1 protein-coding gene is annotated in these 264 nt (G+C 65.2%); it reads right to left on the reverse strand.

The window, feature by feature from the left end; translation table 11 throughout:
• Positions 1–146 (reverse strand): SDR family NAD(P)-dependent oxidoreductase (locus SB725_RS31885; protein WP_410923449.1); only part of this gene is annotated, 146 nt, incomplete at its 3' end.
• Positions 147–264 lie beyond the last annotated feature (118 nt).

The raw sequence follows: 264 nt of genomic DNA on the forward strand, positions 1-264 counted from the left end.
GCCGCGCTGACTTGCGCCAGGGCTTCGGGGTTGCGCCCACAGAGAATCAGCTTGCAGCCCAGGTCCGCCAGACTGATGGCCAGTGCCGCTCCCACCCCGCGACCGGCACCGGTGAGCACCACCACCGCCGAATTCAAATCCATCATCCCTTGCTCCTTGCCCCAGGTTGAATGAAGGCGCGAGTCTATCCCTGGTTGCCGCTTCAGGGCCCGGGCAAAGCTTTACCCGATATGTCCTGGGCTCCCGGAGCCAGAGCCTTCGGGG

The organism is Pseudomonas sp. SIMBA_041 (assembly GCF_046535095.1).
Lineage (GTDB): Bacteria > Pseudomonadota > Gammaproteobacteria > Pseudomonadales > Pseudomonadaceae > Aquipseudomonas > Aquipseudomonas mucoides.